At 69.7% G+C, this 25002-nt stretch carries 19 protein-coding genes and 2 rRNA genes; 11 read left to right on the top strand and 10 right to left on the bottom strand.

The window, feature by feature from the left end:
* The first annotated feature begins 284 nt into the window (after positions 1-284).
* Both BJ999_RS31430 and rrf read left to right on the top strand, forming a co-directional pair.
* Positions 285-3400: ribosomal RNA gene (locus tag BJ999_RS31430) — 23S ribosomal RNA — on the top strand.
* Positions 3401-3556: 156 nt separating this feature from the next.
* Positions 3557-3673 (top strand): 5S ribosomal RNA (gene rrf, locus BJ999_RS31425).
* Positions 3674-3890: 217 nt separating this feature from the next.
* Here rrf and BJ999_RS31420 read toward each other — a convergent pair.
* Together BJ999_RS31420 and BJ999_RS31415 are read right to left on the bottom strand one after the other, a co-directional pair.
* Positions 3891-4187, bottom strand: a complete 297-nt coding sequence (locus tag BJ999_RS31420; protein WP_218935311.1) for an ArsR/SmtB family transcription factor — start codon at positions 4185-4187, stop codon at positions 3891-3893.
* Between the two features lie 126 nt (positions 4188-4313).
* Positions 4314-5780 (bottom strand): MFS transporter, encoded by a 1467-nt coding sequence (locus tag BJ999_RS31415; protein ID WP_179836617.1) that lies wholly within the window; start codon positions 5778-5780, stop codon positions 4314-4316.
* 155 nt (positions 5781-5935) lie between these two features.
* Here BJ999_RS31415 and BJ999_RS31410 point away from each other — a divergent pair, with 155 nt between their 5' ends.
* Complete coding sequence (locus BJ999_RS31410) at positions 5936-6868, top strand: helix-turn-helix transcriptional regulator (protein WP_229810158.1); 933 nt, start codon at positions 5936-5938, stop codon at positions 6866-6868.
* Between the two features lie 62 nt (positions 6869-6930).
* Here the strand turns inward: BJ999_RS31410 and BJ999_RS31405 are convergent, their stop codons facing one another.
* Positions 6931-7638, bottom strand: coding sequence for an SDR family NAD(P)-dependent oxidoreductase (locus BJ999_RS31405; RefSeq protein WP_179836616.1), 708 nt, complete (start codon positions 7636-7638; stop codon positions 6931-6933).
* Positions 7639-7716: 78 nt separating this feature from the next.
* Between BJ999_RS31405 and BJ999_RS31400 the strand changes: the two genes are divergently transcribed.
* Positions 7717-8346 carry a TetR/AcrR family transcriptional regulator gene (locus BJ999_RS31400; protein WP_179836615.1) on the top strand — a complete coding sequence of 210 codons (630 nt, stop codon included), beginning with the start codon at positions 7717-7719 and terminating at the stop codon, positions 8344-8346.
* 28 nt (positions 8347-8374) lie between these two features.
* Here the strand turns inward: BJ999_RS31400 and BJ999_RS31395 are convergent, their stop codons facing one another.
* From BJ999_RS31395 to BJ999_RS31375, 5 genes are all read right to left on the bottom strand, one after another.
* The gene (locus BJ999_RS31395; RefSeq protein ID WP_179836614.1) at positions 8375-8866 is read right to left on the bottom strand and encodes a 2-thiouracil desulfurase family protein; all 492 of its coding nucleotides are present in this window, start codon (positions 8864-8866) and stop codon (positions 8375-8377) included.
* A 151-nt stretch (positions 8867-9017) separates the two neighbouring features.
* Complete coding sequence (locus BJ999_RS31390) at positions 9018-9836, bottom strand: SDR family NAD(P)-dependent oxidoreductase (protein WP_179836613.1); 819 nt, start codon at positions 9834-9836, stop codon at positions 9018-9020.
* A 125-nt stretch (positions 9837-9961) separates the two neighbouring features.
* Entirely contained in the window at positions 9962-11503 is a 1542-nt protein-coding gene (locus tag BJ999_RS31385) for a flavin-containing monooxygenase (protein WP_179836612.1), read from the bottom strand.
* Positions 11504-11505: 2 nt separating this feature from the next.
* Positions 11506-12507 carry an AurF N-oxygenase family protein gene (locus BJ999_RS31380; protein WP_179836611.1) on the bottom strand — a complete coding sequence of 334 codons (1002 nt, stop codon included), beginning with the start codon at positions 12505-12507 and terminating at the stop codon, positions 11506-11508.
* A gap of 58 nt (positions 12508-12565) precedes the next feature.
* On the bottom strand, positions 12566-13240 hold the full coding sequence (locus BJ999_RS31375; protein WP_179836610.1) for a TetR/AcrR family transcriptional regulator: 675 nt from the start codon (positions 13238-13240) through the stop codon (positions 12566-12568).
* 213 nt (positions 13241-13453) lie between these two features.
* On the opposite strand from BJ999_RS31375, the gene BJ999_RS31370 reads away from it, so the two are divergent.
* The 3 genes from BJ999_RS31370 (at position 13454) to BJ999_RS31360 (ending at position 18078) form a co-directional block, all read left to right on the top strand.
* The gene (locus tag BJ999_RS31370; RefSeq protein ID WP_179836609.1) at positions 13454-14227 is read left to right on the top strand and encodes an ABC transporter ATP-binding protein; all 774 of its coding nucleotides are present in this window, start codon (positions 13454-13456) and stop codon (positions 14225-14227) included.
* Positions 14224-16734 carry an ABC transporter permease gene (locus tag BJ999_RS31365; RefSeq protein ID WP_179836608.1) on the top strand — a complete coding sequence of 837 codons (2511 nt, stop codon included), beginning with the start codon at positions 14224-14226 and terminating at the stop codon, positions 16732-16734. The genes BJ999_RS31370 and BJ999_RS31365 overlap by 4 nt, the downstream gene beginning before the upstream one ends.
* 132 nt (positions 16735-16866) lie before the next feature.
* Positions 16867-18078, top strand: a complete 1212-nt coding sequence (locus BJ999_RS31360) for a pyridoxal phosphate-dependent aminotransferase (protein ID WP_179836607.1) — start codon at positions 16867-16869, stop codon at positions 18076-18078.
* Here BJ999_RS31360 and BJ999_RS31355 read toward each other — a convergent pair.
* Positions 18075-20126: an ATP-dependent DNA helicase gene (locus BJ999_RS31355; protein ID WP_179838944.1), complete on the bottom strand. Its 2052-nt coding sequence runs from the start codon at positions 20124-20126 to the stop codon at positions 18075-18077. The two genes, BJ999_RS31360 and BJ999_RS31355, sit on opposite strands and share 4 nt — an antisense overlap.
* 180 nt (positions 20127-20306) lie before the next feature.
* Between BJ999_RS31355 and BJ999_RS31350 the strand changes: the two genes are divergently transcribed.
* Positions 20307-21275 (top strand): DUF4192 domain-containing protein, encoded by a 969-nt coding sequence (locus BJ999_RS31350; RefSeq protein WP_179836606.1) that lies wholly within the window; start codon positions 20307-20309, stop codon positions 21273-21275.
* 171 nt (positions 21276-21446) lie between these two features.
* Here BJ999_RS31350 and BJ999_RS31345 read toward each other — a convergent pair whose 3' ends face one another.
* Positions 21447-21818, bottom strand: a complete 372-nt coding sequence (locus BJ999_RS31345) for a hypothetical protein (protein WP_179836605.1) — start codon at positions 21816-21818, stop codon at positions 21447-21449.
* A 172-nt stretch (positions 21819-21990) separates the two neighbouring features.
* Here BJ999_RS31345 and BJ999_RS31340 point away from each other — a divergent pair, with 172 nt between their 5' ends.
* The 3 genes from BJ999_RS31340 to BJ999_RS31330 all read left to right on the top strand — a co-directional run bounded on the left by BJ999_RS31340 (position 21991) and on the right by BJ999_RS31330 (position 24950).
* Positions 21991-22800 carry a polysaccharide deacetylase family protein gene (locus BJ999_RS31340; protein ID WP_179836604.1) on the top strand — a complete coding sequence of 270 codons (810 nt, stop codon included), beginning with the start codon at positions 21991-21993 and terminating at the stop codon, positions 22798-22800.
* A 35-nt stretch (positions 22801-22835) separates the two neighbouring features.
* Complete coding sequence (locus BJ999_RS31335) at positions 22836-23354, top strand: DUF1707 and DUF4870 domain-containing protein (protein ID WP_179836603.1); 519 nt, start codon at positions 22836-22838, stop codon at positions 23352-23354.
* Positions 23355-23582: 228 nt separating this feature from the next.
* Positions 23583-24950 (top strand): FAD-binding oxidoreductase, encoded by a 1368-nt coding sequence (locus BJ999_RS31330; RefSeq protein WP_179836602.1) that lies wholly within the window; start codon positions 23583-23585, stop codon positions 24948-24950.
* Positions 24951-25002: the final 52 nt, after the last annotated feature.

The raw sequence follows: 25002 nt of genomic DNA, 5'->3' as shown, positions 1-25002 counted from the left end.
ACCGACCTGCAGTTTCGGCTGCGGGGAGTGGGAACGTTGGTTTCAGGCAGGTGGTGGGTTGGACACGCTGTTGGGTCCTGAGGGAACGGGCGCGAGCTCGGGTGACCTCGGACTACGGGACCAGGACCGCATCATCTTCGGGTGGTGTGGTTTTGGTGGGCCCGGTTGTTTTTTGAGAACTGCACAGTGGACGCGAGCATCTCTGGTAGATGATGAGACTCGCAGGGATTTCGGTCCTTGTGGGTTTTGTTGTTTATCTGCGATTTGTTCTGATCGTTTTGTGTGTTCAAGTTTTTAAGGGCATACGGTGGATGCCTTGGCATCAGGAGCCGATGAAGGACGTGGGAGCCTGCGATATGCCTCGGGGAGTCGGCAACCAGACTTTGATCCGGGGATTTCCGAATGGGGAAACCTGGCACCCGTCATGGGGTGTCGCCGCCTGCTGAATGTATAGGCAGGTTGGTGGGAACGCGGGGAAGTGAAACATCTCAGTACCCGCAGGAAGAGAAAACAATAGTGATTCCGTGAGTAGTGGTGAGCGAAAGCGGAGGAGCCTAAACCGTGCGCGTGTGATAGCCGGCAGGCGTTGCGTGTGCGGGGTTGTGGGACCACCCTGGTCCAGCTGCCGCTGGGCCGAGGAGTTATAAACCGCTGGGATAGTCGAATGGCTTGGGATGGCCGACCGTAGACGGTGAGAGTCCGGTAGACGAAATTCGAGTGGCTTCTGGGTGTGTTCCCGAGTAGCACGGGGCCCGTGAAATCCCGTGTGAATCTGCCACGACCACGTGGTAAGGCTGAATACTTCCTGATGACCGATAGCGGACCAGTACCGTGAGGGAAAGGTGAAAAGTGCCCCGGTGAGGGGTCGTGAAATAGTACCTGAAACCGTGTGCCTACAAGCCGTCAGAGCCTCCTCAGTGAGGGACTTGTTCCTTGTTGTTGGTGATGGCGTGCCTTTTGAAGAATGAGCCTGCGAGTTATGGTGTGTGGCGAGGTTAACCGGTGTCGGGTAGCCGTAGCGAAAGCGAGTCTGAATAGGGCGTTTTTAGTCGCATGCTGTAGACCCGAAGCGGAGTGATCTAGCCATGGGCAGGGTGAAGCGCCGGTAAGACGGTGTGGAGGCCCGAACCCACCAGGGTTGAAAACCTGGGGGATGACCTGTGGTTAGGGGTGAAAGGCCAATCAAACTCCGTGATAGCTGGTTCTCCCCGAAATGCATTTAGGTGCAGCGTCGCGTGTTTCTTGCCGGAGGTAGAGCTACTGGATGGCTGATGGGCCCTACCAGGTTACTGACGTCAGCCAAACTCCGAATGCCGGTAAGTGAGAGCGCGGCAGTGAGACTGCGGGGGATAAGCTTCGTAGTCGAGAGGGAAACAGCCCAGATCATCGGCTAAGGCCCCTAAGCGTGTGCTAAGTGGGAAAGGATGTGGAGTTGCTGTGACAACCAGGAGGTTGGCTTAGAAGCAGCCACCCTTGAAAGAGTGCGTAATAGCTCACTGGTCAAGTGATTCCGCGCCGACAATGTAGCGGGGCTCAAGCACACCGCCGAAGCCGTGGCATTGACACGTATGTGTTGATGGGTAGGGGAGCGTCCTGTATCCGGTGAAGCCTCGGGGTGACCCAGGGGTGGAGGGTGCGGGAGTGAGAATGCAGGCATGAGTAGCGAATCACACGTGAGAAACGTGTGCGCCGGATGACCAAGGGTTCCTGGGGCAGGCTAATCCGCCCAGGGTAAGTCGGGACCTAAGGCGAGGCCGACAGGCGTAGTCGATGGACAACGGGTTGATATTCCCGTACCCGCTGGTATGCGCCAACGCTGAATCCTCTGATGCTAACCACCTGAACCATCCTTTGGGCCTTCGGGTCTGTTGGGTGGGGAGCGTGGGGCCCGAGGGGGTAGTAGGTGAGTGATGGGGTGACGCAGGAGGGTAGCTCAGCCCGGGCGATGGTTGTCCCGGGGTAAGGCTGTAGGGAGAGAGATAGGTAAATCCGTCTCTCACGTATCCTGAGAGCTGATGCCGAGCCGTTTTAGGTGAAGTGAGTGATCCCATGCTGCCGAGAAAAGCCTCTAGCGAGTGTACCGGCGGCCCGTACCCCAAACCGACTCAGGTGGTCAGGTAGAGAATACCAAGGCGATCGGGTGAACTGTGGTTAAGGAACTCGGCAAATTGCCCCCGTAACTTTGGGAGAAGGGGGACCTTGCCTGGTGATGGCATTTGCTGTCTGAGCTGGGTGGGGTCGCAGAGGCCAGGGGGAAGCGACTGTTTACTAAAAACACAGGTCCGTGCGAAGTCGTAAGACGCTGTATACGGACTGACGCCTGCCCGGTGCCGGAACGTTAAGAGGACCGGTTAGGGGGACTTGTTCCTTCGAAGCTGAGAATCTAAGCGCCGGTAAACGGCGGTGGTAACTATAACCATCCTAAGGTAGCGAAATTCCTTGTCGGGTAAGTTCCGACCTGCACGAATGGCGTAACGACTTCCCCGCTGTCTCAACCACAGGCCCGGCGAAATTGCAGTACGAGTAAAGATGCTCGTTTCGCGCAGCAGGACGGAAAGACCCCGGGACCTTCACTATAGCTTGGCATTGGCGCTTGGAGCGTCTTGTGTAGGATAGGTGGGAGACTGTGAAGCCCAGACGCCAGTTTGGGTGGAGTCGTTGGTGAAATACCACTCTGGTCGTTTTGAGCGTCTAACCCGCACCCGTGTATCCGGGTGGGGGACAGTGCCTGGTGGGTAGTTTAACTGGGGCGGTTGCCTCCCAAAATGTAACGGAGGCGCCCAAAGGTTCCCTCAGCCTGGTTGGCAATCAGGTGGCGAGTGCAAGGGCACAAGGGAGCTTGACTGTGAGACGGACGTGTCGAGCAGGTGCGAAAGCAGGGCCTAGTGATCCGGCACCTACGTGTGGAAGTGGTGTCGCTCAACGGCTAAAAGGTACCCCGGGGATAACAGGCTGATCTTCCCCAAGAGTCCATATCGACGGGATGGTTTGGCACCTCGATGTCGGCTCGTCGCATCCTGGGGCTGGAGTAGGTCCCAAGGGTTGGGCTGTTCGCCCATTAAAGCGGCACGCGAGCTGGGTTTAGAACGTCGCGAGACAGTTCGGTCCCTATCCGCTGTGCGCGTAGGAGAATTGTGAGGGTCTGTCCCTAGTACGAGAGGACCGGGACGGACGAACCTCTGGTGTGCCAGTTGTCCCGCCAGGGGCACGGCTGGTTGGCTACGTTCGGTCGGGATAACCGCTGAAAGCATCTAAGCGGGAAGCCTTCCTCGAGATGAGTTCTCCCACCCTGTTAAAGGGGTGTAAGGCCCCCGGTAGACGACCGGGTTGATAGGCCGGAGATGGAAGCGCGGTAACGTGTGGAGTCGACCGGTACTAATAGGCCGAGTGGCTTGAACACACTGAACGTTCAGAGTGAATTGCTGCGAGAGATGTTCGCGTCCCTGTGTGGTTCCCAGAAAACAACCGGGAACCCGTTAGACTTAACTTAATGGAATGTCGAGCCGATGGCTCGGACGTGGATTTGCCCACCCAGGTTGGGTGGTGCGTTGAGACGTTCGGTGGTTTTGGCGAGGGGGAAACACCCGGTCCCATCCCGAACCCGGAAGTTAAGCCCTTCAGCGCCGATGGTACTGCATGGGAGACCGTGTGGGAGAGTAGGACGCCGCCGGACATATATTGCAGAAAGGCCCCGCCGTTACCGGCGGGGCCTTTCTCATTTTTGGCATGGTGGGCGGTCATCCGGGGTCGGTGAGCGAAGCGGCCAGTGCTTCCTTGAAACGGCTTCCCCGCGGGGCGGCTGCGGGGTTCGAGAAGCAGATTGGTGCCTTCCGGGTCCTTCGGGGACACCACCGTAAGCCAGCGGTGCTCGCCCAGGGAGACGTCGTTCTTCAACGGTGGGGCCGTGAGGGACGCTCGGCGCCCGTGGGCCTGTGGAGCCACCGCTCGACGATGTACTGGAGCGGACTGGTGTTGATGTAGTGGAACTTGTACCGGCCCTCGCGCCTGGTCTCGACCAGGCCGGCGGCCTCAAGGACGTCGAGATGCTGCGAGATCGCCTGCCGTGAGGACCCGAGCCCGTGCATGGTCGTCAGGCGGCCGCAGATCTCGTAGAGCGTCTGACCGTTCTGGCGGGTCAGCTCGTCGAGGATGGTGCGCCGGGTGGGGTCGGCCAAAGCCTTGAACATGTCTCCCACTCGCCCAACGTTAGGCAAGCCACTGCTTGCCTGTCAAAGATCGACCGCCGGTGGGCGCGGCAGGTGTTCAGTGCCCTGCCGCGCGGCCCGTGTCTCGCCGGCCCGTTGATACCGGTCTTAAAGGGGTGCTCGTTCCGTCCCGGACCTGCTCGCTGCGGCCGTCGGGTCGAGGGGCGTCGCCCGGAGGAGCAGCGGTAGGGCGGTGGCGGTCAGGCAGAGGAGACCCGCCACGAAGGTGGCCGTGTGCAGGCCGCCCAGGGTGGCGAGGACTGGATCCGCCGCGGACGAAAGGGCATCGGTGCGAGCCGTGACGATGGCCGCCAGGCCGGCCGTGCCGATGCCGCCGAGGAACTGCGGCAGTTGTGACAGGCCGCCTGCGGTGCCCTGCTCGTCGTCCCGCAGCCCGGACGTCATGGTGGTGATGAAGGAGACGACCGTCAGGACGTGGCCGAAGCCCATGGCGCCGGATGTGGCGAGCAGGAGCGGAAGTCCGCCCTCCACGGGCAGGAGGACCATCGCGCCGGTGCCGATGCCCTGGACGGCGAGGCCGAGGCTCATGGCGCGGGCCTTGCCCAGGACTGCGATCAGCCGGGCGGCCAGCACACCCGCGACGAGGGCCGCGATGCCCTCCGCGAGGAAGCCGGCACCCGTGGCCAGTGCCGAATAGCCGAGCACGTCCTGCATGTAGAGGCTGAGGAGGACCGTCGTCCCGCCGCACATGCCGAGGGTGACGAAGCCGACCAGGCCGCTCCACTTCACCGTCGGCCTGTTCAGGAGGCCCAGCGGGATCAGGGGTGCCGGGTGCCGCCGCTCCGCCAGGAGGAACGCGCTCAGGGAGAGCGCGGCCAGGGAGAGGGAACCCAGCGTCGGCGGGCTCGCCCAGCCCGCGTCGGCGCCTGTCGAGATGCCATAGACCAGGGCGAACAGGCCGATGCTCGCCAGGGCGGCGCCGGGGACGTCCAGGCGGGCCGTCGCCCGTGTGCCGGTGCCCGGCGGCAGCGTGGTCGTGCCGAGCAGCACCAGGACGCTGATGGCGGCCAGGAGCAGCATGGTCCAGCGCCAGTTCAGGCCGCTGGTGATGACGCCGCCGCCCAGGGTGCCGAGGACGAACCCCAGCGACAGCACCGCACCGTTGACGCCCAGCGCCCGCGTTCGGCGGGGTCCTTCCGGGAACGCCGCGGTCATCAGCGCGATGGCGGTCGGGGTGATCATCGCGGCGGACGCGCCCTGGCCCGCACGGGCGGCGATCAGCAGGGCCGGCCCCGTCGCCAGCGCCGCCGCCAGGGAGAGGCCCCCGAACAGGACGACTCCCAGGGTGAACAGCCTGCGGCGGCCGACGATGTCGGAGACGCGGCCGAACAGAGGCAGCAGGCTCGCGGTCGGGAGCAGGCAGGCCGTCGCGACCCACTGGAGCGAACCGGTGCTCGCGAAGCCCAGATCGCGTCCTATCTCGGGCAGGGCCACGGTCACGACCGAGTAGTCCAGCCCTGTCATGAAGGTGGCGCCGCACAAGGTGAGCAGGGCCAGCCATCCGCGGCGGCCGAGCGCGCTGGAACGCGCGCGCCGGATCGATTCGTCCGTCATGTTCGCCTTTCATGATGTGCCGTGCCGGAACGCATGACGGCGTCCCGGCACGGCCCACCCTGCGGCGGACCGCGAGCGCTACCCAGCCCCCTGCTGAGGGCACCCCTGCGGTGCCTACATCCGACGGGTGCAGGCAAAGGGGGGCGGAGGCGGGCATGCTGGACGGCATGGAGCAGCGGTCCGAACTCGGTGAGTTCCTGCGCAGCCGTCGCGCCCGGCTTCGCCCCGAGGACGTCGGCCTACCCGACTACGGCGGCCGGCGGCGCGTGCCCGGGCTGCGCCGCGAGGAACTGGCGCAGCTCGCGGGCGTCAGCGCCGGGTACTACACACGCCTGGAGCAGGGGCAGAGCACCAACGCCTCGCAGGCCGTCCTCGACGCGGTCGCCCGCGTCCTGCGGCTGGACGAGACGGAGCACGCCTACATGCGGAGCCTTGCCCGCCAGAAGGCGGAACCGCGCCGGCGCCCGCGCCCGGAGCGGCTGCGCCCCGCTGTCCGCCTCATGGTCGGCGCGTTCGGCGACACCCCCGCACTGATCATGGGGCGCCGCTACGACGTGCTCGCCTGGAACCGCGCCGCGCACGCGCTGCTCGCCGGGCACGTCCCGTTCGAGGCTCCCGAGCAGCCCCGTGGACGCCCCAACATCGCCCGCCTGGTCTTCCTGGACCCGCATACGCGCGAGCTGTACGCCGACTGGCGGACCAAGGCCCGGGACACGGTCGCGGACGTTCGCATGACCGCCGCCCGCTACCCCCACGACCCGGAACTGAACGGCCTCATCGGCGAGCTCACCGTGCACAGCCCGGAGTTCACGTCTTTGTGGGCGGCGCATCCGGTCCAGGACTGCGCCGTCCGGTACACGCGCGAGTTCCGGCATCCGCTGGTGGGGGCGATGATGCTGAACAACGAGATCATGGAGCTGTCCAACGACGAGGGCCAGCGCATGGCGGTGTTCACCGCCGACCCGGGCACCCCCTCGGCCGCGGCCCTGAGCCTGCTCGCGGGCCTGGCCGGGGAGGCCGCCGGCATCCTCGAAGGCGGCGCCGCTCGCGCGGCGACGCCACCGGGAGCATCCGAACGGAACGGCTGAGGAGCGACCACCACGGGGCTCCGCGGCGCAACTTGCGATGATGCGCCGCGTGGGGGAGGGCGTTACGCCAGCGCGTTGAAGACCGCTTCGGCGCGGTCGCGCTTGGCGTAGAGGTCCCATGCGGTGTCGGCGATGTCGTCGGGGTCGAGGGTGCCGACGGTGATGCCGTCCAGGTCCTCCATCCGGGACATGATCATCCGGTGGATGTCGCCGCGTTCGATCAGCCCGCCGATCGTCAGCGTGCCGGCGTAGATCCCCTTCTCGGTCAGGGCCGCGTTGAGCGTGAGGGCGTAGTTCCGCAGAGCCGCCGAGGAGAGGGCGAAGCCGCCGAGCATGGGCATCGGGACGACGGCGCTGAGGCCGCCCGCGAACAGCAGCCCGCCGCCGCCGCGCTCCAGCATCCCGGGCAGGACGGCGCCCACCACGTCGATCGCGGGATACACCCAGCTCATCGCCTCCTTGGCGGTCGGTACGTCCGTCGAGGCGATGGCGGTGGGCCGGGCGTCGGGGTCCGCCGCGCCGGGGCCGTAGTAGACGACGTCGACGGGGCCGACGGCGTCGAGCGCGGCGAGCAGCGCGTCACGGTCGCGGACGTCCGCGGCGCGGGCCGTGGCCTCGATGCCCTCGGCCTCCAGCGCCGCGAGGTAGCCGGGGTGGCGCGCCGGGTTCCTGGACAGGAGCACGATCTTGTGGCCTTCGCGGCCGAAGCGGTGCGCGACGGACATGCCGAGACCCGGTCCGGCCCCGATGACGACGGTCGTGGATGACATGTGAACCTCCAGCAAGTTGAGGACGCCCTCAACTTAGCATGAAACTTGAGGGTCTCCTCAACTTCGTAGTATGGGGGCATGGCCGGAAAGAGCAGGCCGCCTCGGGCGGACGCCGTGCGCAATCGGGACAAGCTGGTGGTCGCCGGCGCGGCCGTGTTCGGGGAACGCGGCCTCGACGCGCCGCTGGAGGAGGTCGCGCGGCGGGCGGGCGTGAGCATCGGCACGCTCTACAACCACTTCCCCGCGCGGGAGAACCTCTTCGACGCCATCTTCCCCGCCCGCCTGGCCGCGCTCGACGAGATCGTCGAGCGGTCCCTGGCCGAGCCCGATCCCTGGAGCGGGTTCGTCGGCTACATCGAGGGACTGTTCGCCTTGCAGGCCGAGGACCGCGGGCTCAACGACGCGCTCGCCCGGCGCTACCCCCTCGCCGCCGAGTTGAACGCCGCCTGCGATCGGGGATTCGACCACCTGGTGACGATCACGGCCAGGGCCAAGGAGGCCGGGGATCTGCGCCCCGACTTCGAGCCGCAGGACGTCGTGCCGCTGATGTGGGCGATGTCGCAGGTCATCCGGGAGTCCGCGGATGCCGCGCCCGACGCCTGGCGGCGCTGCCTCGGGTTCTTCCTCGACGGGCTGCGGGCCGAGGCCGCGCGGCCGCTGCCCGTTTCGGCGCTGACCGCCGAGCAGATGGCCCGTTTCACGGCTTGAGGCCGGTGCGCCGGCGACTCTCCCGTGTTCAGGCTTCCAGGTCGCCGAGGAGGGCGTCCAGTTCGCCCAGTTCGTCTTCGCTGAAGACGTGGATGCCGGCGCGGCGGAGGAGCGCGGTCGTCACGCCGGAGCCGGGGACCGACGTGCCGGTGAAGGTGCCGTCGTGGACGCGGTGGCCGCCGCAGGACGGGCTCCCCTCTTTGAGCAGGGCGAGGCGGGCGCCGGCGCGCCGCGCGGCCTCCAGGGCCAGGCGGGCACCGCGCAGGAACTCGCCGGTGACGTCGGCGCCGCTGCCGGTGAGGATGCGGGCCGTGCCGTCGAGGACGTCGCCGCCGTCCCCGCCGACGATCTCGGCCGGCGGGCGGGGGACGGGCAGGCCGCCCGACACCTCGGGACAGAACGGGACGAGGCGGCCCTCGGTGCGCCAGCGCTCGAAGAGCCCGCCCGCCACCGGCTTGGCCGCGCCGTCGTAGCGGACGGGCCGCCCGGCGAGGCATGAGCTGACCAGGATGCGCTCCACGCCGTCCAGCCTATGCGGGCCGTCGCCCGTCTCCCGCGCGGAGGCCGGCCCACGGTGTCTCTCCGGACGACCCGAGGAACCCGCCTTCGACCTGCGACATTTCGAAGCCGTCGCAGGTCGAAGGAGAGAGGCGTTCCAGCGGGCGACCGTCCTACTTGCCGCCGCGGATGCGGTTGACGCCGATCTGGGCGACGCGGACGGCCGCGCCCGGGTTGAGGCGGACGCCGCGCCAGGCGAGGCGGCCGTGGGCGGGCGAGACGATCAGGGCCTGGTTCTTGGCGACGCCGCGCATGATGTCGCGCGCGAGCTTCTCGGCCGTGTACAGGCGCGGTGCCGCCTTCGCGATGTCGCCGGTGGCGTCGCCGCTCAGCGGGGTCTCGGGCAGGCCGGGGTTGACGTTGTGCAGGAGCGGGGTGTCCACGAAGCTCGGGCACACCACGCTGACCTTGACGCCGCGCCCCGCGGCCTCGGCGCGCAGGCCGAGGGAGAGGCCGACGACGGCGTGCTTGGTGGCGGTGTAGGGGATGCCGATCGGCATCGGGACGAGCCCGGCGAGCGAGGCGGTGTTGACGATGTGGCCGCGGCCCTGCTCCAGCATGATCGGGTAGGCGGCGTGGACGCCGTGCACGACGCCCTTGAGGTTGATGTCGATGGCGCGGTTCCAGTGGTCGAGGGTGAGCTCCTCGGCCAGCCCGCCGACCGCGATGCCCGCGTTGTTGAACACCAGGTCGAGCCGCCCGTGGTCGGCCTTGACGCCCTGGTAGAGGTCGGCGACGGCGGCGGCGTCGGTGACGTCGAGGGGGGCGGAGACGGCCTTGCCGCTGCCGAGGGTGTTCAGTTTGTCGGCGACCTGCGCGGCGCCCTCGGCGTTGATGTCGGTGACCACGACGGTGTCGCCGCGCGCCACCAGGGACGTGGCGATCGCACGGCCGATGCCGGACGCTCCTCCGGTCACGATCGCGATGCTCATTGCGCGCTCCGCTCGGGTGAACAGCGGGTCCGGGCTCGGGGGTGGAGCGAGCCCGGACCGCACTGGCTAATTGGATGTTCTGTTCAATTGCGTGGATTCTAGGCGGCGGCGCGGGCCGCCGGTACTCACCGGGACGACAAACTCGGCGCCGCGGACTCGTCCCGGCGCTCGATCTGGAAGTCGCCGGGGTCGAGGCGGCGGGTCCGCAGCCAGAAGGCGAGGGTGGACGCCGGCCACGCCGCCCGGTTCACGCCCTCGCGGTCGAGGTACCAGCTGTCGCAGCCCCCGGCCACCCACACGGCGCCCTCCGACCGGTGCTGCACCCAGCGGTTGAACCGGTCCTGCGCGGACGGCCTGACCGAGATCGCGGAGCCGCCCGCGTCGTCCAGCATCGCCAGGCACTGCAGGACGTAGCGGACCTGCGCCTCGATGATGAAGATCATCGAGTTGTGGCCGAGGCCGGAGTTCGGGCCGAGCAGCAGGAACAGGTTCGGGAAGCCCTTCACGGCGACGCCGAGGTGCGCCTCGATGCCGTCCCGCCACGCGTCCTGGATCCGCAGCCCGTCGCGGCCGACGATGCGGGCGCCGGCGAAGGCGTCGGTGACGTGGAAGCCGGTGCCGAAGACGATGGCGTCCACCTCGTGCTCGCGCCCGTCGCGCGTGACGATCGAACGCGGGCGGATCTCGGTGATGCCCTCGATGGTCAGCTCCACGTTGGGCCGCATCAGCGCCGGGTAGTAGTCACTCGACACCAGCGTCCGCTTGCAGCCCATCGTGTAGTCGGGGGTGAGCTTTCGGCGCAGGTCCCGGTCCGGCACCTGCCGGGCCAGGTGCCGGCGGGCCAGGGAACCGGCCGCCTTCAGCAGCCTGGGGTTCTTGAACCCCAGGACGAAGCTCTCCTGCATCAGGTAGATGGCGTTGCGGTACCCGCGCTGGACGAGCGGGACGCGGCGGAACAGCGCCCGCTCCACCCCGGTGACCCGGCGGTCGGGCTTCGGCAGGATCCACGGCGGCGTCCGCTGGAACACCGTCAGATGCCGGACCTTCCCCGCGATCTGCGGGACGAACTGGATCGCCGACGCGCCCGTCCCGATCACCGCGACCCGCTTGCCGGTCAGGTCGTAGGAGTGGTCCCACTCGGCGGAGTGGAACGCCGTCCCCTCGAACGAGGCGAGACCGGGCAGGTCGGGGATGCTCGGACGGTGCAGCGGCCCCATTCCGGCGACCAGCGCCCGCCCGCGGACGGTCTCGCCGCCGTTGACGGTCACCCGCCAGGTGTCGGTGGCGTCGTCGTACTCCGTCGCGGTCACCTCGGCGTTGAACCGGATGTGCTGCGCGAGCTCGTACTTGTCGACCACGTCCTTGATGTACCGCAGCAGCTCGCCCTGCTTCGGGAACATCCGCGACCAGTCGTTCTTCGGCTCGAACGAGTAGGAGTACAGCAGCGACATGATGTCGCACGCGCATCCGGGATAGGTGTTCTCCCGCCACGTCCCGCCGACCTCGTTCGCCTTCTCCAGGATGACGAAGTCGTGCACGCCGGCCTTCTTCAGCCCGATCGCCATCCCGAGGCCCGAGAAGCCCGTCCCGATGACGACGACCTTGTACGGGCCGCCCGGCCCCGCCGCGGGCGTGACGACGGCGGGGCCGCCCTCGGCCTGCGCCATGCTCAGGCGGCCTTGGCCGGCTCGACGGCGCGGCGCTGCTTGGGCTCGTCCCAGATGCCGAAGGCCTTCCAGACCTGCTTGTTCACCGGTGTGACCACGCCGAGCTCGGCCATCAGGTCGCGGATCTTGCCGACCGAGTTGGAGATCTCCGCCTGCGCGGCGTCGTTCTTGTAGGCGGCGCGGACGACGTCCTTCGGGATGTTGAAGTGCCGCACCATCGGGCCGGGCGGGGAGAGCATGATCCGCGCCATCACGCCGAGGACGACGGGCGTCGCGATGCCGAGGATCCGGCGGCGCACCGGGTGCATGTTCGGGACGCGGTGCTTGAGGTAGTGCCGGGCGAACGAGATGTGCCGGGCCTCCTCCGCGATGTGGATCTTCATGATGGTCTCCTCCAGGGGGTGCTTGATGTGCCCGCCCTTGAGGGACTTGCGCTGGACGTAGTCGATCGGGTCCTCGCCGCCGAGCACGAAGATGAAGAACATCTCGGTGCTGACCAGCGGGATCCACGGGGCGGCCTGCGCGATGAGGCTGAGCGCGCGCGGCATGCCGCGGATCGGCATCTTCGTCCGGTTCACGAACTCCTGGAACATCATGCCGTGGTGACATTCCTCGGTCGTCTCGTGGTAGACGTACCGGAACTCGGGCCGCCCGTTCGGCAGCCGGTAGGCGTAGTTGAGCAGCCCGCGCTTCAGCAGGTTCTCGAACTGCAGCCCGATCTTCATCGCGGTGGCGACGCGCCAGAGGCCGATCTGCGACTTGATCTCCGGCGGCTGCGACTGGTACCACGCCGTCTCCCCGAGCCGGTCGAACGGCGGCAGCACCCAGCGCGGGTCGTTCTTGTCGACGAGGAACTCGGGGTCGTCCCAGGGGATGTCGGTGTAGGCCTCCCAGTGCTTGTCGACCGAGGCCTTGTTCAGGCGGTCGATGACGCCGAGGTACGACTTCTTGTCCTTGACCTGCTCGCGGACCTCGTCGGCGAGTTCGGTGGGGGCTTTCGGCATGGGGGACGCTCCCTCGGGGTGGTGCGGTCGGCCGGGGCCGGTGTGTGACGGGTCGTGGCTAGGGGCCGGTGCGGGGCCGGGCCTCCGCCTGGCCCGGCTCGGGGACGATCAGCTGCGCGACGTCCTTGACCTGGCGCAGCACCGCGGCCTGGTGGCCGTCGGCGTCGTCGTCCAGCGCGTTCTGGATGGACAGCCCGACGAACATGGCGAACAGGGTGCGCAGCGTCGTCGAGACGAAGTCGGGGGGAAGGGTGTTGTCGGGGAACAGCCGCTCGAAGGTCTCCGTGATCACCTGGAGGATCCGCTCGTTCAGATCGCGGCACAGCGGCCGCAGCTCGTCGTCGGTGCGGGCCGCCACCGCCAGCTCCATGAGGGCCTTGGCCGGACGGCCGCGGAACACCTCCCAGAGCAGGTCGAGCGCCCCCGACACGTTGCGCCGCTCCGCCGGCAGCACCGCGAAGGCCGTCTCGTAGGCCAGGCGCTGCGCCTCCAGCAGGTGCTCCAGCGCCGCCGCGACGAGGACCATCTTCGTCGGGTAGTGGTGCTGCTGCGCCCCGCGCGAGACGCCGGCGCGGCGCGCCACCTCCGTGGTGGACGTCCCGGACCAGCCGAGGTCCACCAGGCACTCCGTGGTGGCCTCCAGGAGCCTGGCCTGCGTGCGCTCCCGGCGCTCCTCCTGCGTGCGGCGCCCGGAGGAGCCGTGCCGGTGACGTCTGCGGCTGCTTACTGACACGACTCCGACGGTACGAGCGCGAGATACATGCAATCAAGCCTGCATGTATGTTGCCCGCATCACAATTGGACACCGCGTCTTATTGATCTTCGCCGGTCCGCCGCGTACCGCGCCGGACGTATCAGGTCCCCCGCGCGGCCTCCCCGGGGAGCATGCGCAGTGCATCTCCTGGCCCGACGACGGGCCCCATGGCGCGAGGCCACGATCCCGGTCATGGAGAACGCAGCGAAAGCAAGCCGACCGATCGGGGAGGCCGTCGCGGGCGGCGCCCGCACGGTGGGCCTCAGCAAGGTCTACGGGTCCGGCGCCATGGCGGTAAGGGCCCTCGACGACGTCAGCGTGGAGTTCCCGGCGGGCCGGTTCACCGCGATCATGGGGCCGTCCGGGGCCGGGAAGTCCACGCTCATGCACTGCGTCGCGGGCCTGGAGGACGCGACGTCCGGCAAGGTCCACGTCGGCGACCAGGAGCTCGGGGCGCTGTCGGACCGTCGCCTGACGCGGCTCAGGCGCGAGCGGATCGGGTTCGTGTTCCAGGCGTTCAACCTGCTCCCCACGCTGACGGCCCGCGACAACATCCTCCTGCCCCTGACCCTCGCGGGGACGGACCCGGAGCGGGAGTGGCTGGACACGGTCGTCCGCGTCCTGAAGCTGGGGGACAGGCTGTCGCACCGTCCCTCGGAAATGTCGGGCGGGCAGCAGCAGCGCGTGGCGCTGGCGCGCGCCCTGGTCACCCGCCCGCAGATCGTGTTCGCGGACGAGCCGACCGGCAACCTCGACTCCCGCACCGGCGCCGAGGTGCTGGCGCTCCTGCGCGACGCCGTGGACCACCTGGGGCAGACCGTGGCGATGGTCACCCACGACCCGGTCGCCGCCGGGCACGCCGACGCGGTGGTGTTCCTGGCCGACGGCCGGATCGTGGACGTCATGGACGCGCCCACACCCGACCGCGTGCTCGACCGCATGCGCGGGCTGGGGGACCACCGATGACCGGGCTCGTCTTCAAGGAGCTGTGGGGACGCAAGCGCCGCATGGCCGGATCCCTGATGGCGGTCTTCCTCGGCGTGACGTTCCTGACCGGGACGCTCGTCCTCGGCGACACCCTCGCGGCGAGCATCGACGGGTACGTCTCCAGTGCGTACGGCGACACGGACGTGGTCGTCCGGAACGCGACCAGGGTGAGCGACGCGCCGTGGGGCGCGCGCGGGCAGATCGACGCGTCCGTCCTGGACGGTGTGCGTCAGGTGAAGGGCGTCGCCAACGCCGAGCCGACCATCGAGGGGTCGGGGCAGTTGCTCGCCAAGGACGGCACGGTGATCCCTTCGCGCGGCCCCCGGACGGCGGGCAACTGGAAGACCGACCCGAAGCTCAACCCCTACCGGCTCGCCGAAGGGCGGGCGCCCCGCGCCCCGGACGAGGTCGTCATCGACAGGATGTTCGCCGACGAGGGCCACCTGAAGGTCGGCGACCGGACGGCGGTGCTCACGCCGGAGAAGGTCTCGGTGACCGTCGTCGGCATCAGCATGTTCGGCGACGAGGAGGCCTTCGGCGAGACGTCGTTCACGGCGTTCTCCCTCGACGGGGCCCGCAGGCACGTCGCGAAGGGCGCCGACCGCATCAGCGGCGTCGCCGTCCGCGCCGAGGACGGCGTCGACCAGGCGGAACTGGCGTCCCGCGTGCGGCCGGTGCTGCCCGCCGGGGTCCAGGCCCTCACGAAGAAGGCGCAGGTCGAGGAGGGCATGAGCCTCGTCCAGAACGGCTTCCTGCGCGTGTTCAGGACCGTCCTGGCCGCGTTCGGCGGCGTGGCGCTGCTGGTCGCCGCGTTCAGCATCCACAACACGTTCGCGATCACGATGGCGCAGCGGACCCGCGAGTCGGCCCTGCTGCGCGCGCTCGGCGCCGGGCGCCGGCAGGTCGTCACCATCGTCGGCTTCGAGGCGCTGGTGATCGGCGCCGCCGCGACCCTCGCCGGACTCGCCGGCGGGCTCGGGTTCGCCGCCCTGCTCCGGGAGCTGTTCATCCGCTTCCGCATCGGCATCGCGCTGGAGGGCCTCACCATCGCCGCCACCACGTTCATGATCGCGGTCCCGGTGGGGCTGCTGGTCACGCTGGCCGCCGCGCTCGGCCCGGCGCTGAAGGCGTCGCGGGTGCCGCCGCTGGCCGCGCTGCGCGAGGTCGCGGCCGAGACGTCCCGGCCGTCGGAGACCCGCCTCATCGTCGGCGGCGTCTTCGCGGCGGTCGCGGTCGGCACCGTCTCGTTCGGCGCGGTCACCGGGCAGATGGCGATGGCGGCCGCGGGCGCGGTGATGACCGTCGTCTCGATGGTCGTGCTCGGCCCCGTCGCGGCCCGTCCCGTCGCGGCGCTGCTCGGCGGGCCCGCTGCGCGGCTGCGCGGCGTGCCCGGGGCGCTCGCGCGCGACAACGCCACCCGCAGCCCGGCGCGCACGGCCGGGGCGGCGACCGCGCTGATGATCGGCGTCGGGGTCGTCACGCTGATGACGGTGTTCCTCGGATCGCTGCGCGCCTCCCTGGAGGACGGCGTCGCCGGGTCGTTCAAGGGCCCGATCGTCGTGGACGCGGGTACCAACGAGACCGGCGGGTTCGCCACCTCGCTCGTGCGGGAGGCGGCCGAGCTGCCCCAGGTGGGTGACGTCGCCGGGATGGGCACGGGCGGCATGCGGGTGAACGGCGAGCCGTCCACCGTCAGCGTGGCCGACCCGTCGAGCCTGCGGCGCGTCCTCGACCTGGACGTCACCCAAGGCGGCCTCAACGACGCCGGTACGTTCGCCGTCTCGAAGAAAGCCGCGGACGACAACGGGTGGCGCGTGGGTACCGCGGTCGGCGTGAGGTTCGCGGACGGTGCCTCACAGAAGCTCACCGTGGGCGCCGTCTACGGCAACACCGACATGACCGGCGACTACCTTGTCCCGCGGTCGGTCTGGGACGCGCACACCAGGCAGCCGCTGGACACCAGGGCGTTCGTCGAGCTGAAGCCCGGCGCGTCGGTCGCGTCCGCCCGGCAGGCCCTCACCGCGCTGGCCAAGCCCTACGGGGCGCCCGCCGTGGAGTCGAGGGACGAGTTCGTGGCGGCGCAGACCGAGGAGATGGCCGGTTTCATCAGCGTCGTCTACGGGATGCTGATCCTGGCCATCGTCGTCGCGCTGCTCGGCATCGCCAACACGCTGTCGCTCGCCGTCCACGAGCGGACCCGCGAACTCGGCCTGCTCCGCGCGGTCGGCGCGACGCGCCCGCAGATCCGGTCGATGGTGCGCTGGGAATCGGTCATCGTGGCGCTGTTCGGCACCGGCGGCGGCCTCGGCCTCGGCGTGTTCCTCGGCTGGGGCCTCGGCGCCGCCCTCGGCAACCCGTTCGCGCCGCCCGCCGCGCAGGTCGCGGTCATCGCGGGGGTCGGCGCGGTCGCGGGGGCTCTCGCCGCGATCCGTCCCGCCCGGCGGGCGGCGCGGCTGGCGATCCTTTCCGCCATCGCCGCGCCGTGACCTCGCCGCGCCGTGACGCGCCCGTCCCCGTTCCCCCGGCGCCGCGCCGGGGGAACGGGGCGTCCTCCCAGGTCGCAGGGCCGTTTCGGGGCGGGCCGCGTGTCGCGCGCGGGCCGTGGCTAAGGTAAGTCCATGCAGGTCAACCAGTCGGGCAAGCTGACCAACGTCTGTTACGACATCCGCGGGCCGGTCCTCAAGCGCGCCAAGCAGATGGAGAACGAGGGCAGCAAGATCCTCAAGCTGCACATCGGCAACCCGGCCCCCTTCGGGTTCGAGGCGCCTCCCGGACTCCTCCAGGACATGATCCGCAACCTGCCGGAGGCGCACGGCTACAGCGACTCCAAGGGCATCCTGCCCGCCCGCCGCGCCATCGTGCAGGGCTTCGAGGACAGCGGTGTCACCGGCGTCGACGTCGAGGACGTCTACCTCGGCAACGGCGTCTCCGAGCTCATCGTCATGACGCTGCAGGCGCTGCTCAACGACGGCGACGAGGTGCTCATCCCGACGCCCGACTACCCGCTGTGGACGGCGGCGGTGTCGTTGTGCGGAGGGACGCCCGTCCACTACCTGTGCGACGAGGACGACGGGTGGCAGCCGAGCCTGGACGACATCGAGTCCAAGATCGGCGACCGCACCCGGGCCCTGGTGATCATCAATCCGAACAACCCGACCGGCGCCGTCTACTCGCGCGAGGTGCTCTCGCGCATCGTCGAGGTCGCCCGCCGCCGCAACCTGATCATCTTCGCGGACGAGATCTACGACCGGATCCTCTACGACGACGCCGAGCACGTCCCGATCGCGTCCCTGGCCCCCGACCTGCTGTGCCTCACCTTCGGCGGCCTGTCCAAGAACTATCGCGTCGCCGGGTTCCGCTCGGGATGGGTGGTGCTGTCCGGGCCGAAGGAGCACGCCGAGTCCTACATCGAGGGCCTCGACATCCTCGCCAACATGCGGCTGTGCCCGAACGTCCCGGGGCAGCACGCCATCCAGGCCGCGCTGGGCGGCTACCAGAGCATCGACGAGCTCGTCCTGCCGACCGGGCGCCTCGGCGAGCAGCGCGACCGCGCCTGGAAACTGCTGAACGACCTGCCGGGCGTCAGCTGCGTCAAACCGCGCGGCGCCCTGTACGTCTTCCCGCGCCTGGACCCGGAGATGTACCCGATCGAGGACGACATGCGCTTCGCCCTCGACCTGCTGGAGCAGCAGAAGCTCCTCATCGTGCAGGGGACCGGGTTCAACTGGCCGTCCACCGACCACTTCCGCATCGTCACCCTCCAGTACGCCGACGACCTGGAGGACGCCGTCGGGCGCATCGGGGAGTTCCTCTCCACCTACCGCCGCTAGGACGGTGACGCGGCGGCGTCAAGGCGCCGGAGGGCGCCGCGGACGACGGCGGGATCCGTGGTCGCCCAGAACGGCGGCAGCGAGTTCTTGAGGAAGCCGCCGTAGCGGGCCGTGGCGAGCCGCGGGTCGAGGACGGCGACCACGCCCCGGTCGTCCATCGAGCGCAGCAGCCGGCCCGCGCCCTGCGCGAGCAGCAGCGCCGCGTGCGTCGCCGCGACCGCCATGAACCCGTTGCCGCCGCGCGCCGCGACGGCCCGGGACCGCGCCGAGGACACCGGGTCGTCCGGGCGCGGGAACGGGATGCGGTCCATGATGACGAGCTGCAGCGAGGGGCCGGGGACGTCCACGCCCTGCCAGAGCGACAGGGTGCCGAACAGGCAGGTCCGCTCGTCCTCGGCGAACTGCTTCACCAGCAGCGACGTGGAGTCTTCGCCCTGGCACAGCAGCGGGTGGGTCAGGTGGTCCTTCAGCTCGTCGGCGGCCTGGCGAGCGGCGCGCATCGAGGAGAACAGGCCGAGCGTCCGTCCGCCCGCCGCCTCGATCAGCTCGGTGATCTCGGTCAGGTAGGCGTCGGCGAGGCCGTCCCGCCCCGGCTGCGGCAGATGCCGCGCGACGTAGAGGATGCCCGCCTTCGGATGGTCGAACGGCGAACCGACGTCGAGCCCCGACCAGACGACCTCGGTCTCCTCGCCCTTCTCCGTCGCGGTCTGCGCGAGGCCCTCGGCGGCGGTCTTGGCGTCCCTCGACGCGCCCTCGTCCAGCGGCGGCAGGCCCCACTGGCGGGCGAGCGGCTCGAACGATCCGCCCAGCGTGAGCGTCGCCGACGTCAGGACCGCGGTGCGCTGCTCGAACAGTGTCGTGCGCAGCAGACCGCCGACACCGATCGGCGCCACGTGCAGCGCCGGCGGCCGCTTCGGGCGCCCTTCCTGGACGAACGGCTTCTCCAGCCACACCACGTCGAAGCGCTGCGCCATCTCGGGCTGGAACGCCTCCAGGATTCGCACGGCCGTGTCGTGCAGTTCCTCAAGCGAGGACCGCGCCGCCTTGCGCGCGGCCATGTCGCCGGGGTCGGAATCCTTCTTCTCCGGCCCGAGCGCCGTGATGCAGCCGTGGGCGGCGTCCCGCACTGAGGCCAGAGTGTTGCCCAGGGCGCCGGACAGGACGTCCATTCGGCCGGCGGGCATCTCCTCCAGCAGAAGGCCGAGCCCTTCGGCGGCCTCCTTGAGCCGGTCGGCGACGTGCTCCTCGGTCAGGCGCCCGCACCGCCGCGCGGCCGTCTCCACGCCGGCCGCGCTCAGATCCCCCGTCGCGACGGAGGTGACCCGGTCGACCAGCTCGTGGGCCTCGTCCACGATCACCACGTCGTGCTCGGGCAGGACCTGGAACTCCTCCAGGGCGTCGATGGCCAGCAGCGCGTGGTTGGTGACGACGATGTGCGCCTCGCCGGCCTCAGCCCGCGCCAGCTCGGCGAAGCACTCGCTCCCGTGCGGGCACCGCTGCGCGCCCAGGCACTCCTTCGCCGTCACGGCGACCTGCCGCCACGCCTGCTCGCCCACCCCCGGAACCAGCTCGTCGCGGTCGCCGGTCTTGGTCTCCTCGGCCCACTCGTTCAGCCGCTTGACCTGCCGTCCGAGCGAGGACAGCTGCTGCGGGTCGAACAGGCTCGGCCCGCCGTCCTCCTCCTCGGGCACACCCGTCTGCACCCGGTGCAGGCACAGGTAGTTGCGGCGCCCCTTGAGGATCGCGAACTTCAGCTCCGCCCCGAGCAGCGGCCCGAGGGCCTCGGCGAGCCGCGGCAGGTCGCGGTCGACGAGCTGCCGCTGCAACGCGATCGTCGCCGTGGACACCACCACGGTCGTCTTCTCCTTGACGGCATGGCGGATCGCGGGAACCAGATAGGCGAGCGACTTGCCCGTCCCCGTGCCGGCCTGTGCGGCGACGTGCTCCCCGGACTCGATGGCGTTCTCGACCGCCTGTGCCATCGTCACCTGCCCGGGGCGCTCGGCGCCCCCGACGGACGCGACGGCCGCGGCGAGAAGGGTCGCCATGTCGGGAATCTGGGTCTCGCTGCCGGTCAGCAGATCAGGGGCGGGCACGTCGCCCAACGCTACCGCCCGCGGCCGACACCCGCGTCCCGTCCCGCACGACCGCACCCCGAATCGTCCAGGAGTTATCCACAGTCCGGGAAGCCGCGGCGGCCGCTTCACGGCCCCTGAAAACCTCGACGCATGACATCACTGGTGATCCGCTCGGCCCAGGACGCCATCGCGGCCGTCCCCTATCTGCTCGGCTTCCACCCCGCGCGCAGCCTCGTCGTCATCGGCTTCGAGGGACGATCCCGCGGCACATGCGCGGTCCGGCTCGACTTACCGTCGGCCGACGCCGCCGGACGCGTCGCCGCCGTCCTGTCCGGCAACGGCTTCGCCCGCTCGCTCCTGCTCGGGTACGGCCCGGCCGGCGAGGTGGCGGAGGCCGCCCGGCCCATGCGCGCGGCCCTGGCCGCCGCGGGCGTCCCGGTCGCCGAGGCCATCCGCGTCGCCGACGGCCGCTGGTGGTCGCTCACCTGCGACGACGTCTGCTGCCCGCCCGAAGGGACCCCCTATGACATCCACGCCAGCACCGTCGCCGCCGAGGCGACCTTCGGAGGCCACGTGGCCCTGGCCGACCGCGCCGAGCTCGTCGCCTCCGTCCAGCCGCTCGACGGCGCCGCCCGCGCCGCCATGCACCGCGCCACCGAACGCGCCGAGCAGCGCTGCCTGGCCCGCCCGCCCTCGTCCGCCGAAGACGACCTCGCCTTCGTCCTCGCCGTGCTCGCCCGCGCCCGCACCGGTTCGCGCCCGACCGACGACGAGGTCGCCTGGCTCGGCCTCCTCCTCGCCGACCTGCGCGTCCGCGACGAGACCTGGACCCGCCTCGATGCGGACGCCCCGGCCGCCGACATCGCCTTCTGGCGCGACATCGTCCGCCGCGTCGACCCCGCCCACGTCCCGGCCCCCGCGTCCCTGCTGGCATTCGCCGCCTACTCCGCAGGCGACGGCGGCCTGGCCAACGTCGCCCTGCAACGCGCCCTGGACACCGACCCCGCCTACTCCATGGCGGTCATCCTCCGCGAAGTGGTCAACGCGGGCATCCCACCCGCCAAACTCCGCATGCGCACGGCGAGTTCGCCACCAGCCGACCACCGGAAGGCCGGCTAGCCACCGCATGCCGTCGACCCGGTCGCACACCCGCGCCATGGAGGCCGCCCGGTATCGCAGCCCACTACGCGAATGACTCCTCGCGCGTTCTCGCTGCGCCCCCTACCCGACCGGGCCGCTGCCCGACGTGCTGGGACGCGACCGCACCCGCTTCGCCGTGCTTCAGGCGGTTCAGGAGGAGACGGCTTCGCCGGGGGTGCCGGGGTCTATGCGGCGGTCGGGGTTGCGGTCGTTCCAGGCGCGCATGCGGGGCGGGTAGCCGACGATCTGGACGTCGTAGACGGGCAGGCCGAGGTCGCGGGCCACCTTGCCGATGACCTTGGGGGAGCCGACGCGGCGGCGGGTCCACTCGCCGTCGTGGGCGACGGCGACGGCCGTGGTGTCGGTGGCGAACGTCTCGGGCTCGACGAAGAACTCGACGCCGCGGCGGGCGCGGGCGAAGGCGATCAGCGCCTCGACGTCGGAGTCCGTCGCCTCCCGGTCGAGCTTCGTCACCGTGGACCCGCGGTGCCTGCGGATCCCGAACCGGTCCCGGAACCTCATCGTCCACTCCGTCGTGTGGTCCGCCCGGAACCGCTCCGGAGCGGGCTTGTGGTGTACGACGATAACGAGATCGGCGGTGCGCCGGTTCCCGACACAGCGGCGGCGACCCCGGCGGGCCGGGGGGCCGCGCCCTAGACTGGCGCCTTCGGGGGATCATCACGCGGGGGTGTCGATGAACGGGCCGAACCTTGTTCGGCGGGTGGCCGGAGCCGTGCTCGTGGTCGCGGTGTTCGGGCTCCTGAGCACCCTCACCCCCGCCCAGGGCCAGGTGAGGCCCATCGCGCAGACGGCGTCCCCCAAGGCGGGCCCCGGGGCGAGGCCGGCCGCGCCTCCGAAGCCGCCGCCGCCCGACTGCGCCCGGGCCAAGTGCCTGGCGCTGACGTTCGACGACGGGCCCGCGGAGAGCACCGCGGAGCTGCTGGACATCCTCGCGGCCCGCAAGGTCAGGGCGACGTTCTTCATCGTGGGCGAGAACGCCGCGAAGCATCCGGATCTGGTGCGCCGCGAACTGGAGGCCGGGCACGAGATCGCCGACCACAGCTACACGCACGCCGACCTCGGGAGGGCTTCCCAGAAGGAGATCATGGCCGAGCTGACGAGGACGCAGGACGCGATCCGGCGCGCGTCCGGAGTCACGCCCGTACTGCTCAGGCCGCCCTACGGGTCGACTTCCGAGCGGCTGACGAAGATCACGCGGGAGCTCGGGATGGCGCAGGTGCTGTGGACGGTCGACCCCCTCGACTGGGAGCACCGCGACACCGCCTACGTCGAGAGGCGGGTGCTGGAGGCGGTGAGGCCCGGCTACATCGTCCTGATGCACGACATCCATCCGACGAGCGTCAGGGCCGTCCCGAAGATCATCGACCGGCTGGCGGCCGAGGGATACGTGTTCGTCACGGTGCCCGAGCTCTTCGGGGGGCGTCTGACCCCCGGGAAGGAGTACGTCCAGCGGAATTCAGGGGATCCTCAGGGTCTTCCCTGATGGCCTCGCGGCGGGGCCGCGCGGAGCATGGGCATATGAACAGCAGTTACGCGGTGGGGGATCTGCGGGTCTCGGACGCCGAGCGGGAACCGGTCATCCAGCGGCTTCAGGACTCCTACGCCGAGGGGCGCCTCGACGAGGACGAGTTCGACCTTCGCGTGCAACTGGCGATGACGGCGAAAACGCGCAACGACCTCGGCGCCGTCCTCGTCGATCTGGTGCCCGCTCCCGCGCTGCCCGTGGCGGTCGAGGCCGAGGCCGCGACGGGCGAGGACCGGATGCTGGCCGCCGTCGCGCACGCCGTCGCCGTCCCCACACTGTTCGTCGGCCCGCTCGTGCTGATGCTGCTGAGCGGCAAGCGGTCGCCCTACGTCCGGCGGCAGGCGGCGGAGGCCGTGAACTTCCAGGTGACGCTGCTGCTGCTCACGATCGTCACCTTCGGCGTCGGCGGGGTCGTGTACGCAGTGGCGTGGGTGCTGTCGGCGATCGCGGCCGTCTTCGCGCTGACCGGCCAGACGTTCCGCTACCCGTGGATCCTGCGCCTGGTGAAGTGACGCGGGGCGCACGAGCCCGGCGTTGAACGTGGCTCGGGTTTGTCGGAGTACGCCTCCGGGGAGGGTTGACGTGGCCGCGTCGAACGCGGCCGTCCGCCTCCAGGAGATGGAACGCCGCCTATGCGCACGCCCGTGGGTTTATTCCCCTCCCTACCTGTGACTCCCCTAACGTCCGACTTATGTGGACCATGCATGGGATGATCGGTTAACTATGCGAGGGAGGGGTAGATGACGGAGCTTGCGATCAAGGGCGATCACCAGCGGGCGGTGGAGGCGCTCAGGAGGTCCTACCAGGCCATCCCGGCGGGCTCGCCGGTGCGGCTGGCCAAGCGGACCTCGAACCTGTTCCGGTGGCGCGACCCCTCGGATGCGCCCGGCCTGGACGTCTCCGGCTTCGACCAGGTGCTGAGCGTCGACCCGGACGAGCGGACCGCGCAGGTCCAGGGCATGACGACCTACGAGGACCTGGTCGACGCGACGCTGCCGCACGGTCTGATGCCGACGGTCGTCCCCCAGCTGAAGACGATCACGCTGGGCGGGGCGGTGACCGGGCTCGGCATCGAGTCGACGTCGTTCCGGGACGGGCTGCCGCACGAGGGCGTCCTGGAGCTGGAGGTCCTCACCGGTGACGGGGAGATCGTCACGGCCACGCGCGACAACGAGCACAAGGACCTGTTCTACGGCTTCCCGAACTCCTACGGGACGCTCGGCTACAGCCTCCGGTTGAAGATCGAGCTGCGGCCCGTCCGGCCCTACGTCCGGCTGCGGCACCTGCGGTTCACCGACGCGGCGGAGCTCGCACGCGTCCTGGGGGAGATCACCGAGTCCGGGACGTTCGAGGACGAGACCGTCGACTTCATGGACGGGACGGTCTTCAGCGCGGACGAGCAGTACATCACTCTCGGCTTCTTCGCCGACTCCGCGCCCTACGCCTCCGACTACACCGGCCAGCAGATCTACTACAAGTCGATCCAGCAGCGCTCGGTCGACTTCCTGACGATCCGCGACTACATCTGGCGCTGGGACACCGACTGGTTCTGGTGCTCGGGCGCGTTCGGCGTGCAGAACCCGACCGTCCGGCGGCTGTGGCCCGACAAGTTCAAGCGCTCCGACGTGTACCGCAAACTGGTCGCCTACGACCGCCGGTACCACATCGTCGCGCGCGCGGAGCGCTGGCGGGGGCTGCGGCCGCGCGAGGACGTCATCCAGGACATCGAGGTGCCGGTCGAGCGGCTTCCGGAGTTCCTGGAGTTCTTCCACGACAAGGTGGGCATGAGCCCGATCTGGCTGTGCCCGCTGCGTGCGAAGGAGCGGTGGCCGCTGTATCCGCTGGACGTGGGCCGCCCGTACGTGAACGCCGGTTTCTGGGGGACGGTGCGGATCCCGCCGGGGCAGATCCCCGAGTACCACAACCGGCTCATCGAGCGTAAGGTCGCCGCCCTCGACGGCCACAAGTCCCTCTACTCGACCGCCTTCTACGGCCGGGACGAGTTCTGGCGGTACTACGACGGGGAGACCTACCGGCGGCTCAAGGGGTCCTACGATCCCGACGGGCGGTTGCTGGACCTCTACGACAAGTGCGTGCGCGGACGCTGACCAGGCGCCCGCAGTTCGGGGGAGCCCCGCGCGGGAGGCGGCCGACCGCCGC

It is taken from the genome of Actinomadura citrea (genome assembly GCF_013409045.1).
GTDB classification, from domain to species: Bacteria; Actinomycetota; Actinomycetes; order Streptosporangiales; family Streptosporangiaceae; genus Spirillospora; species Spirillospora citrea.
The sequence above is the reverse complement of the archived record's forward strand: the minus strand, read 5'-3'. Positions and strand labels throughout refer to the sequence as shown.

Bases quoted from the DNA above. Each gene is read 5' to 3' on its own strand.
- BJ999_RS31420 (WP_218935311.1), bottom strand. From the start codon at position 4,187: ATGTTCAAGGCTTTGGCCGACCCCACCCGGCGCACCATCCTCGACGAG.
- BJ999_RS31415 (WP_179836617.1), bottom strand. From the start codon at position 5,780: ATGACGGACGAATCGATCCGGCGCGCGCGTTCCAGCGCGCTCGGCCGC.
- BJ999_RS31410 (WP_229810158.1), top strand. From the start codon at position 5,936: ATGCTGGACGGCATGGAGCAGCGGTCCGAACTCGGTGAGTTCCTGCGC.
- BJ999_RS31405 (WP_179836616.1), bottom strand. From the start codon at position 7,638: ATGTCATCCACGACCGTCGTCATCGGGGCCGGACCGGGTCTCGGCATG.
- BJ999_RS31400 (WP_179836615.1), top strand. From the start codon at position 7,717: ATGGCCGGAAAGAGCAGGCCGCCTCGGGCGGACGCCGTGCGCAATCGG.
- BJ999_RS31390 (WP_179836613.1), bottom strand. From the start codon at position 9,836: ATGAGCATCGCGATCGTGACCGGAGGAGCGTCCGGCATCGGCCGTGCG.
- BJ999_RS31385 (WP_179836612.1), bottom strand. From the start codon at position 11,503: ATGGCGCAGGCCGAGGGCGGCCCCGCCGTCGTCACGCCCGCGGCGGGG.
- BJ999_RS31380 (WP_179836611.1), bottom strand. From the start codon at position 12,507: ATGCCGAAAGCCCCCACCGAACTCGCCGACGAGGTCCGCGAGCAGGTC.
- BJ999_RS31370 (WP_179836609.1), top strand. From the start codon at position 13,454: ATGGAGAACGCAGCGAAAGCAAGCCGACCGATCGGGGAGGCCGTCGCG.
- BJ999_RS31365 (WP_179836608.1), top strand. From the start codon at position 14,224: ATGACCGGGCTCGTCTTCAAGGAGCTGTGGGGACGCAAGCGCCGCATG.
- BJ999_RS31360 (WP_179836607.1), top strand. From the start codon at position 16,867: ATGCAGGTCAACCAGTCGGGCAAGCTGACCAACGTCTGTTACGACATC.
- BJ999_RS31355 (WP_179838944.1), bottom strand. From the start codon at position 20,126: ATGGCGACCCTTCTCGCCGCGGCCGTCGCGTCCGTCGGGGGCGCCGAG.
- BJ999_RS31350 (WP_179836606.1), top strand. From the start codon at position 20,307: ATGACATCACTGGTGATCCGCTCGGCCCAGGACGCCATCGCGGCCGTC.
- BJ999_RS31345 (WP_179836605.1), bottom strand. From the start codon at position 21,818: ATGAGGTTCCGGGACCGGTTCGGGATCCGCAGGCACCGCGGGTCCACG.
- BJ999_RS31340 (WP_179836604.1), top strand. From the start codon at position 21,991: ATGAACGGGCCGAACCTTGTTCGGCGGGTGGCCGGAGCCGTGCTCGTG.
- BJ999_RS31335 (WP_179836603.1), top strand. From the start codon at position 22,836: ATGAACAGCAGTTACGCGGTGGGGGATCTGCGGGTCTCGGACGCCGAG.
- BJ999_RS31330 (WP_179836602.1), top strand. From the start codon at position 23,583: ATGACGGAGCTTGCGATCAAGGGCGATCACCAGCGGGCGGTGGAGGCG.